This is a genomic window from Micromonospora sp. NPDC048871 (genome assembly GCF_043198155.1).
Lineage (GTDB): Bacteria > Actinomycetota > Actinomycetes > Mycobacteriales > Micromonosporaceae > Micromonospora.
Genome location: NZ_JBICUM010000001.1, coordinates 957,522 through 967,654 on the forward strand (window position 1 = coordinate 957,522; position 10,133 = coordinate 967,654).

The 10,133-nt window shown below is 72.3% G+C and carries 6 protein-coding genes and 1 pseudogene; 3 read left to right on the plus strand and 4 right to left on the minus strand.

Translation table 11 applies throughout. The annotated features are described in order from the left end of the window. Window positions 1-4: 4 nt before the first annotated feature. Together ACGFIK_RS04545 and ACGFIK_RS04550 are read right to left on the minus strand one after the other, a co-directional pair. Window positions 5-937 (minus strand): hypothetical protein, encoded by a 933-nt coding sequence (locus tag ACGFIK_RS04545; RefSeq protein ID WP_327022775.1) that lies wholly within the window; start codon window positions 935-937, stop codon window positions 5-7. A 4-nt stretch (window positions 938-941) separates the two neighbouring features. After that, a complete protein-coding gene (locus ACGFIK_RS04550; RefSeq protein WP_327022776.1) occupies window positions 942-1,574 on the minus strand; it encodes an MBL fold metallo-hydrolase in 633 nt (210 codons plus the stop codon). Between the two features lie 119 nt (window positions 1,575-1,693). Here ACGFIK_RS04550 and ACGFIK_RS04555 point away from each other — a divergent pair, with 119 nt between their 5' ends. Then, the gene (locus ACGFIK_RS04555; protein WP_327022777.1) at window positions 1,694-2,674 is read left to right on the plus strand and encodes a DUF4349 domain-containing protein; all 981 of its coding nucleotides are present in this window, start codon (window positions 1,694-1,696) and stop codon (window positions 2,672-2,674) included. Here the strand turns inward: ACGFIK_RS04555 and ACGFIK_RS04560 are convergent. Together ACGFIK_RS04560 and ACGFIK_RS04565 are read right to left on the minus strand one after the other, a co-directional pair. Continuing rightward, window positions 2,631-3,875: an amidohydrolase gene (locus tag ACGFIK_RS04560; RefSeq protein ID WP_327022778.1), complete on the minus strand. Its 1,245-nt coding sequence runs from the start codon at window positions 3,873-3,875 to the stop codon at window positions 2,631-2,633. The genes ACGFIK_RS04555 and ACGFIK_RS04560 overlap by 44 nt on opposite strands. Before the next feature lie 453 nt (window positions 3,876-4,328). Further along, entirely contained in the window at window positions 4,329-5,912 is a 1,584-nt protein-coding gene (locus ACGFIK_RS04565) for a methylmalonyl-CoA mutase family protein (RefSeq protein WP_327022779.1), read from the minus strand. A 210-nt stretch (window positions 5,913-6,122) separates the two neighbouring features. Between ACGFIK_RS04565 and ACGFIK_RS04570 the strand changes: the two genes are divergently transcribed. Continuing rightward, a complete protein-coding gene (locus ACGFIK_RS04570) occupies window positions 6,123-8,186 on the plus strand; it encodes a protein kinase (protein ID WP_327022780.1) in 2,064 nt (687 codons plus the stop codon). A 48-nt stretch (window positions 8,187-8,234) separates the two neighbouring features. Beyond that, window positions 8,235-9,854: pseudogene (locus ACGFIK_RS04575) on the plus strand (phospho-sugar mutase); the annotation flags it as partial. Between the last annotated feature and the right edge of the window lie 279 nt (window positions 9,855-10,133).

Here is a 10,133-nt window from a genome sequence, read left to right on the forward strand (position 1 = left end):
GACATCAGTCTGCCGCCCCACCGCCGGACCCGGCATCCTCCTCCTCGGCGTCCAACGCCTCGACCGCGGCTTCGACCTCACCGGTGCGGCGGCGGGCCGCCCCGGCGGCCCGTTCGGCCGCCCGGCGGGCCAGCCGGGCCCGGCTGAGTTCCTGCTCGGCCACCGCCCGACGGCGCTCCAACTCGGCCAACTCCGCTTCCAGCCGGTCCAGGGCGGCCGTGCCGTCCCGCTCGGCCGCCGCCGCGCCCGCCAACTCCTCCTCGGCCCGGTCCTGGTCGGTACGGGCCCGGCCAAGCTCCTTGGCCAGAGCCCGACGGCGGCGCTCGCGCTCCGCGCGGGCCGCCCGCTGGGCCTGTTCGGCCCGCAGCGCCCCGCCCTGGGCGGGCTGTTGCCGCGGGGGTACGGCCGGCGGCTCCTGCCCACCGGTCACCAGGCGCAGTTGGGGCCGGGGCACCTCCCCGAACCCGGCGTAGTGGGCGGAGCGCAGCAGCCGACCGGAGCGGATCTGCTCGGCCACCTGGGCGTCGGACAGGGCGGCGTTCAGGGTCGCCTCGACCTCGGCCAACGGCAGCTTCCCGCTCGACGGGGCCCCCTCGACCTCGGCGGCCAGCCGGCGTACCTCGGTGACCAGGGCGGCCACCACGGCCCGCCGCTGCGCGGACAACTCCCGCAGGCGCGGGCCGCGCAGCTCCCGCTGCGCGGCCCGCAGGGCCTCGGCCAGCTGCACCAGGTCGGCCACCAGTTCGGGCCGCTCCAGGGCCAGCAGGTTCACCAGCCAGGCGGCTACGGTGGGCCGCCGCAGTCGGGCGATCTCCCGGGCGGCACCCGGATCTCCGGCACGGCGGGCCTGGGCCACGGCAGCGTCCCGGGCCGCGACGAACCGGTCCGGCGGCGTCCGGTAGAGCTGCTCGACGAGATCGGGCGCCGATTCGGGCATCGGCTCAGCCGTCGATCCGGCTGCCCGGCTCGAGCCGTCGGTACTCGCTGCCCGACAGGGCGGTGTACTGCCGGTCGAGCACCATCAGGCCGTTCGCGTTGAGCAGGCCCTCGTGCAGGGCGAAGACCCGACGCGGGGCGACCGCGCGGATGAAGTCGACCACCTCGGAGAACTTCGACCAGGGTGCGTGGATCGGCGCGAAGAGGGTGTCCACCTGCACGTCATCGGGCACGAAGAGGGCGTCGCCGGGGTGGTAGACGACCTCGTTGAACAGGTACCCGATGTTGTCGATCACCGGGATGTCGGGGTGGATCACGGCGTGTCGACCGCCGTAGGCACGTACCGGCACCCCGGCGGCGGTGAAGGAGTCCCCGGGGCGTACCGGGCGCAGCGCCTCGGCCGCCTCCCCCAACATGCCGGACAGCGACTCCGGGCCGTGGATGACGAAGGGGCGCCGCTCCAACTGCCGGTTGACCGCCTCGGCATCCAGGTGGTCGGTGTGCTCGTGGGTGATCAGCACCGCGTCGGCGCCGTCCAGCGCCACTGCCGATTCGCTGAATATGCCCGGATCGACGACCAGCACCGCCCCGTCGTGCTCGATCCGCACGCACGAGTGCGCGTACTTGGTGATCCGCATCGTGATGCCTCCCATACCGAATCGTGATGTCTCCAGCGCAGTCTGCCGGAACCCGTCAGGTGAGGCGGCACGTCCCACCTATCGTCCCGCTGCGGCGGGTCCTGGAAAGGGGAACGGGGATGGAACTGCGAGGAGCGCGCCGAGCCGCCACCGCGGCGGTGGGCGCCCTACTGGCCCTGCTGATGCTCGCCGGGTGCAGCAGCGGTGACTCGGGTGGCCACGACTCGGCCGCATCCGACGAGCGGGCCGCCGGACCGGCCATGGCCGAACGGGAGGCGGCCGGTGAGCCGGCCCCGGGCGGAGCCGGTGCGGCGACGGACACCCGGGTCGAGCAACGCGCCATCATCTACACCGGATCGCTGCAGGTCCAGGTGGACGATGTGGAGGTCGCGGCCCGGGAGGCCGTGGCGGTGGCGACCCGAGCCGGTGGCTTCGTCGGCGGTGACCGGCGCCGCAGCGCGGCGGCGGACGCGGTCGCGGAGTTGGAGCTACGGGTGCCGGCCGACCGGTTCCATCCGGTGGTGGAGGAACTCGCCCGGCTGGGCAGCCAGCAACGCCGGACGATCGAGACCCAGGACGTCACCGAGGAGACCGTCGACCTGGACGCCCGGATCGCCACCCAGCGGGCCCGGGTGGACAGCGCCCGGCGGTTGCTGGCCCAGGCCGACTCGATCGGCGATCTGATCAGCCTGGAGAACGAGCTGGGACGCCGAGAGGCCGACCTGGCCTCGCTGGAGGCCAAGAAGCGCCGACTGGCCGACCTGACCGCCCTGTCGACGATCACCGTCTCCCTGGCCGGTCCGAACGCGAGCACCGAGGAGGACGATCAGCTCGGCTTCCTGACCGGGCTCAGCGGCGGCTGGAAAGTCTTCCTGACCTCGATGACCGTGCTGGTCACCGTGCTCGGCGCGGTCCTGCCATGGCTGCTGGTGTTCGGCGTACCGCTGGGGTTGCTCTGGTGGTGGCGCCAGCGGCGGCGCGGCCACCGGCCCACCGAGCCGCCGCTGGTGGCGCCGGTCGGGGCACCGCCACCGCCGGGAGTGACCGGGGGTGGGGTCAGCGCAGCGCCGCCAGTGCCTGGAGCGCGGTCTGCACCATGAGCCGTACCCCGGCCGGGATGGCCCGCTCGTCCACGTCGAAGGAGGGCCGGTGCAGGTCCACGTTGGGACCGGCCCGGCCGACCCCGAGTCGGGCCAGGGCTCCGGGGACGTACTCCAGATACCAGGAGAAGTCCTCACCGCCCATGCTCTGCGGGGTCTCCGCGACCCCCTCCGGGCCGAGGGCGGCGATGGTCGCCGCGGTCAGCACGCTGATCGCCTGAGCGTCGTTGCTGACCGGCGGACGGCCGCGCAGGTACTCGATGTCGACCGTGGCTCCGGTGGGGGCCAGGACGTCCCGGACCACCTGGGTGACGATGTCCGGGGCACCGTGCCAGGTGTCCCGGTCCATCACCCGCAGGGTGCCGGAGGCGGAGGCCTCGGAGGGGATGACGTTGTACTGGGTGCCGGCGGAGGCGTGGCCGAAGACCAGCAGCAGGCCGCTGTTCGCCGGCACCCGGCGGCTGACCAGGGCGGGTACCTCGGTGACCAGCCGACCCAGGGCGTCGACCAGGTCGACCGTCAGGTGTGGACGAGCGGTGTGGCCGCCCGGCCCGGTCAGCCGTACGGTGACGTTGTCGGCGGCGGCCGTGATCGGGCCTACCCGCAGGCCGATCCGGCCCACCGGCAGGCTCGGGTCGCAGTGCAGCGCGAAGATCTGCACCACGTCCTCCAGGCCGCCGGCCTCGATCACCTCCAGCGAGCCGCAGGGCAGGATCTCCTCGGCGGGCTGGAAGATCAGCCGGACCCGGCCCGGCAGCTCGCCCTGGTCGGCGAGCTGGGCCAGCATCATGCCGACGCCGAGCATGACCGTGGTGTGCACGTCGTGACCGCAGGCGTGGCAGACCCCGTCCACTGTGGAGCGGTACGGGACCTCCTTGGCGTCGGCCAGCGGCAGCGCGTCGATGTCGGCGCGCAGGGCGACCACCGGGCCGTCCGGGCGGCCGTTGATGTCGCAGATGACCCCGTTGCCCTTGGGCAACAGGCGCGGGCTGAGCCCGGCCAGGGAGAGTTCCCGGGCGATCAGGGCGGCGGTCTCGAACTCCTCGCCGGACAGCTCCGGATGCGAGTGGAGGTGACGGCGGGTGGCGATCAGGCCCGGCACCCGCAGCGCGAGCAGGTGGTCCAGCTCGGCGGGCAGGGGCTGACCACCGGGCGGCGGAACCAGCTGCTCGCCGGCGGGCATCGTCAACGCAGTCGTCACGTCGAAATCTCGATCACTAGAGATGGATGGATCATCGGGGACAGCAGACAGGGTAGACCTTCGATGGTAACTCTGCGCAACTTCGTTCCGGTGATGGTCGGACCGCACAGCGTCACGTATGCCCTGCTGAGAGCCACCAGAGCGGAGCGAGACAGCAGGTAGATCGCCGTTGAACGACCTCATCCGCCCCCCACCTCCTACAACCTGTAACCGGCTAACCGAGCCGAAAATCCCTCCACGGGTTTTCCGAATTGTCGCATTAGTCGCTCGATCAACTGACCCTACGACAATTACCCGACCACAGCCGGCGATGAGCGCACCGTGGCACGTTCACACGTACGGTCGCCCCCCGACCGGACACGGTGTGCGGCAGAGATCAGCCGGGAGGGCCCGCCGGAGGCCTGCCGAACGGCATACCCCGCCCGGCGGCCGTCCACGCAGCGCTACGGAAAGTCAGAACCGGTCGGTCGGCTGGTAACGGCCCCACACCTCGCGCAGGGCCCCGCACACCTCACCGACGGTGGCCCGCAGCCGCAGCGCCTCCTTCATCGGGTACAGCACATTGGCGCTGCCCTTGGCGGCATCCTGGAGGTCCGTCAGGGCCTGCTGCACGGCGGCGTTGTCCCGCTCGGCGCGCAGCTTGGCCAGCCGCTCGGCCTGGGCCGCCTCGATAGCCGGGTCCACCCGCAGCGGCTCGTACGGCTCCTCGGCGTCGACCGTGAACCGGTTGAGCCCGACCACCACCCGCTCCCCCGAGTCGATCTCCTGGGCGATCCGGTACGCGGACTGCTCGATCTCCCGCTTCTGGAAGCCCGCCTCGATCGCCTCCACGGACGAGCCGTGCTCGAAGACCCGGGCCATCAGGGCGTCCGCCGCCGCCTCGATCTCCGAGGTCATCGCCTCCACCACGTACGACCCGGCGAAGGGGTCGACCGTGGCGGTCAGGTCCGTCTCGTACGCCAGCACCTGCTGGGTCCGCAGGGCCAGCCGGGCCGCCTTCTCGGTGGGCAGGGCGATCGCCTCGTCGAAACTGTTGGTGTGCAGCGACTGGGTGCCGCCGAGCACCGCCCCGAGCCCCTGCACGGCCACCCGGACCAGGTTCACCTCAGGCTGCTGGGCGGTCAGCTGCACCCCCGCGGTCTGGGTGTGGAACCGCAGCATCATCGACTTGGGGTTCTTCGCCCCGAACTCGTCGCGCATCAGTCGGGCCCAGATCCGCCGGGCCGCCCGGAACTTGGCGACCTCCTCCAGCAGGGTGGTCCGGGCTACGAAGAAGAACGACAGGCGGGGGGCGAAGTCGTCCACAGCCAGCCCGGCGGCGATCGCGGCCCGGACGTACTCGACGCCGTTGGCCAGCGTGAAGGCGATCTCCTGCACGGGGGAGGCCCCGGCCTCGGCCATGTGGTAGCCCGAGATGGAGATGGTGTTCCACTTCGGCACCTCGGACCGGCAGTAGCCGAAGGTGTCCGCGACCAGCCGCAGGGAGGGCTTCGGCGGGAAGATGTAGGTCCCCCGGGCGATGTACTCCTTGAGGATGTCGTTCTGGATGGTGCCGTTCAGGGCAGCGCCCGGCACCCCGTTCTCCTCGGCGACCAACTGGTAGAGCAGCAGCAGCACCGAACCGGGGGCGTTGATCGTCATCGAGGTGGAGACCTGGTCCAGCGGGATGCCGTCGAACAGCAGCCGCATGTCCTCGATCGAGTCGATGGCCACCCCGACCTTGCCCACCTCGCCGGAGGCGATCGGGTCGTCGGAGTCGTACCCCATCTGGGTGGGCAGGTCGAAGGCGACCGAGAGACCCATCGTCCCGGCCCGCAACAACTGGTGGTACCGCGCGTTGGACTCGGTGGCGGTGCCGAAACCGGCATACTGGCGCATGGTCCACGGGCGAGAGGTGTACATCGTGGGGTAGACCCCACGGGTGTACGGATACTGGCCCGGGGTGCCCAGTCGGGAATCCAGGTCACCGGGAAGGTCGTCCGCCGTGTAGACGTCCTTGACAGGGAAACCGGATTCGCTCAACCGCCGTTCACTCATCACCGGATGGTAGGCCGAACAGGCCGATCAGCGGGGTGAGGGGGGACACACATTCCCAGGTCGAAAGCGCAATGACGAGAGGTGAGGGGCCACACACGTACCGTTCGGTACGGTAAACGTCCGTCGCGGCGGGTTTCGCATCGGGCGTCTGAACCAGCAAGATAGGGGGGTTGTGTCCCAGCCCTCTCGACTTCCCCCGGTGGCTTTTCTGTGACTCAGATCCCAACGTGGAGCGGCGGACCAGTCAGCACTCCCACCAATGGACGCGCGACACCCGGCACCCTCATCGGTGACCGCTACTCGCTGCGATCGGCGGTGGGCAACGGTGGCATGGGCACGGTCTGGCGAGCCACAGACACGCTGCTGCGCCGCGACGTGGCCGTCAAGGAGGTCGTCCTCCCGCCGGGGCTGGCCCCCAGTGACCGCGACGCGATGTACGAACGCACCCTGCGTGAGGCCCGCGCCGCCGCCGCCATCGCCCACCCGGCCGTCGTGCAGGTGTACGACGTGGTGACCGAGGCGGGTCGGCCCTGGATCGTGATGGAGCTGCTGGACGCCCGCAGCCTCGCCGACATGGTGATCGAGGACGGGCCGATCGCCCAGCGGGTGGTCGCCAAGATCGGCATTGCCCTGCTCGGCGCCCTGGAGGTGGCCCACGCGATCGGTGTGCTGCACCGCGACGTCAAGCCGGCCAACGTGCTGATCTGCTCCGACGGGCGCTGCGTGCTCACCGACTTCGGGGTGGCCCGGATGCCCACCGACGTGCAGCTCACCACGCCGGGCATGGTGCTCGGCTCACCGCACTTCATCTCGCCCGAGCGGGCCATGGGGCAGGAGTTCGGCCCGCCCAGCGACCTGTTCTCCCTCGGCGTGACCCTCTACACGGCGGTGGAGGGTCGACCCCCCTTCGACCGGGGTGACCCCATCGAGACCATGCACGCCGTGGTCGAGGACCCGCCGGCCCCGCCGCAGCGCAGCGGCCCGCTGACCCGGGTGCTGATGGGCCTGTTGGAGAAGGATCCGGCCCGCCGACTGGACGTGCACACCGCCCGCGCCATGCTGCGTGAGCTGCTCGCCGGCCCGCTCAGCAGCAACGCCGCCGCGGTCAACTCGATGACCGACCCGTACTCCGTGATGCAGATGCCGCAGCAGCCCGCGGCGATCAGCGCCCCACCCACCCCAACCAAGGACAAGCCCTCCGGCCAGATCGGCGGCTCGGCGATGCTGGCCCCTGGCGAGTCACTGACCGACCGGCTGGCCGCGCTGCGCCGGGGCGAGCGCCCCGGTCAGGTCACCCCGATCAGCGCCACCGCGTCGGAGGCGACCAGCGCCGACGCCCTGGCCCGACCGGCCCCGCACGGCCTGATGTCCCCGCCCCCGGTCGGCCGCACCTACGGCGGGGCCGACGCCACCCAACACTTCGGCGGGGCGGAGGCGACCCAGCGGTTCGGTGGCGCGGACGCCACCCAGCGGATCGGCGCGGACGCCACCCAGCAGGTCGGGCCGATGGCCTTCGGGTATGGCGGCGGGGCACCGGAGGCCACCCAGCGGGTCGGCGGTGACTACGGCGGCCAGTGGCCGGCCGCGCCCAGCCAGCCGTACGGTGCCCGGCCTACCCCCGCCGGCGGCAGCCCGATGGACAAGGCGAAGGCAGCCGGCACCCAACTGGTCGACACCGTCAAGGGCTGGCCGCGCAAGATGCAGCTCGCCGCAGCCGGCGGCCTGGTGCTGATCCTGCTGATCGGCATCGTGACACTCTCCGGCGGCGACGACCCGCCACCGACCACCCCGGTCGCCGACCCCTCCTCCTCCGCCGACGCCGGTCCCGGCATCGAGATGCAGGAGCACTCGGGGCGCGGGGTGCAGGTGCTGGTGCCCAAGGGCTGGAAGAAGGCCACCGGCGGCCTCTACGTCGACTACACCGATCCCGAGGACAGCGGCCGACGGGTACGCATCCTCAACGAGGAATGGCGTGGCGACTCGACCCGCTGGGCGGAGGTCGCCGAGGACGGCCTGAAGACCCGGTCGACAAGCTGCGCCAAGCCGTACAACCAGATCTCGATGGAGCAGAAGGAGCTGGCCGGCAAGCCGTCGGCCGAGTTCGAATACACCTGCGGCAAGGGCGACAGCATGCGGCACGGGATTTGGCAGGGGGTGGCCCACGAGGGCCGGATGTACTCCTTCTACCTGACCGCGACGGACTCCCGCTTCGAGGAGAGCAAGCCGATCTACGAGGAGATGGTGAAGTCGTTCCAGCTCACCAACGCCGGCTGAGTCGGGGCGAGGGTCCGTGGTGATCCGCCGTCGTGCTATCAAGAGCCAATGGCGGCGGACACCGAAGACCTTGACAGCATTCGCGAGCGGGCCGAGCGTTGGCTCGCCGACGATCCGGACCCGGCCGACCGGGCGGAACTACAGGCGGTGCTCGACGATCTTCCGGCCAGCGCCCCGGAGCTGGCCGACCGGTTCGCCGGACCGCTGACCTTCGGCACCGCCGGGCTCCGTGGCCCGCTGCGCGCCGGCCCGAACGGGATGAACCTCGCCGTGGTCACCCAGGCCGCCGCCGGGCTGGTCGCCTGGCTGGCGGCCCAGGGTGGCACCGGTCCCCTGGTCATCGGGTACGACGCCCGTCACCGTTCCCGCGAGTTCGCCGAGCGGACCGCCCAGGTGGCCACCGGGGCGGGACGGCCCGCCCTGCTGCTCCCCCGACCCCTGCCCACCCCGGTGCTCGCCTACGCGGTCCGGCAACTCGGGGCGGTGGCCGGGGTGATGGTCACAGCCAGCCACAACCCGCCCCAGGACAACGGCTACAAGGTCTATCTCGGTGCCGAGTTGGGTGGCCCACTGGGCGCCGGGGCACAGATCGTCCCCCCGGCCGACGCCGGCATCGAGGCCGCCATCCGGGCGGTCGGCCCACTCGCCGAGGTGCCGCTGGGCCCGCCTGGCCAGCTCCTCGGTGACGACCTGGTCGCCGGGTACGTGGCCCACGCGGTCGAGGTGCTGCCGGCGTACGGTCCACGCGAGCTGCGGGTGGCGTACACCCCTCTGCACGGTGTCGGTGCGGCCGTACTCACCGCAGCCTTCGCCGCCGCCGGGTTCCCGGTGCCCGGGGTGGTGCCCGACCAGGCCGAACCGGACCCGGACTTCCCGACCGTCAGCTTCCCCAACCCGGAGGAGCCCGGCGCGGTGGACCTGCTGGTCGCGCTCGCCGAATCGACCGATGCCGACCTGGCCATCGCCAACGACCCCGACGCCGACCGCTGCGCCGTGGCCGTACGCAGCGAGCAGGGTTGGCGGATGCTGCGGGGCGACGAGGTGGGGGTGCTGCTCGCCGACCATCTGATGCGGCGCGGGGTGACCGGCCTGTACGCCACCACCATCGTGTCCTCGTCGCTGCTGCGGGCCATGTGTACCGCCCGGAACCTGCCGTACGGCGAGACGTTGACCGGGTTCAAATGGATCGTCCGGGCCGGTGGCGGGGCCGACCCGCTGGTCTTCGGCTACGAGGAGGCCCTCGGCTACTGCGTGGCCCCCGAGCACGTCCGGGACAAGGACGGCATCACCGCCGCCCTGACGGTCGCCGAGTTGGCCGCCGGCCTCAAAGCACAGGGTCGTACCCTCACCGACCGGCTGGACGAGTTGGCCGCCGGGTTCGGCGTGCACCACACCGACCAACTCTCCGTACGCGTCGACGATCTGCGCCTGATCGCCGACGCGATGGCCCGGATCCGCGCCACCACCCCGACCACCCTGCTCGGCCACCCGATCACCGAGGCACAGGACCTGCTCCCCGAGGCGGACGTGGTCATCCTGCGTACCGACACCGCCCGGGTGGTGATCCGCCCCTCCGGCACCGAACCCAAACTCAAGGCGTACCTGGAGGTGGTGGAGCCAGTCACCAACGGCGAGGTAGCTGCAGCCCGCTCCCGCGCCGCCCTGGCGGGGGGGGGGGGGGGGGCCCCCCACCCCCCCCCCCCCCCCCCCAAAAAACCCACCCCCCCCCCCCCCCCCCCCCCCCCCCCGGGGCGCCCCCCCCCCCCCCCCCCCCCCCCCCCCCCCCGCCGCCCCCCCCCCCCCCCCCCCGCGGGGGGGGGGGGGGGGGGGGGGGGGGGGGGGGGGGGGGGGGGGCCGCCGGGGGGTGGGGGGTGGGGTTAGACGGTGGCGGGGAGGGCTTCTACGGCCATGGCCAGGGAGCCGAGTAGGGCGGCGTCCTGGGCGAAG

Excerpts from the sequence above, each read along its gene's own strand:
- ACGFIK_RS04545 (WP_327022775.1), bottom strand. The coding sequence starts at position 937 with ATGCCCGAATCGGCGCCCGATCTCGTCGAGCAGCTCTACCGGACGCCG.
- ACGFIK_RS04555 (WP_327022777.1), top strand. The coding sequence starts at position 1,694 with ATGGAACTGCGAGGAGCGCGCCGAGCCGCCACCGCGGCGGTGGGCGCC.
- ACGFIK_RS04550 (WP_327022776.1), bottom strand. The coding sequence starts at position 1,574 with ATGCGGATCACCAAGTACGCGCACTCGTGCGTGCGGATCGAGCACGAC.
- ACGFIK_RS04565 (WP_327022779.1), bottom strand. The coding sequence starts at position 5,912 with ATGAGTGAACGGCGGTTGAGCGAATCCGGTTTCCCTGTCAAGGACGTC.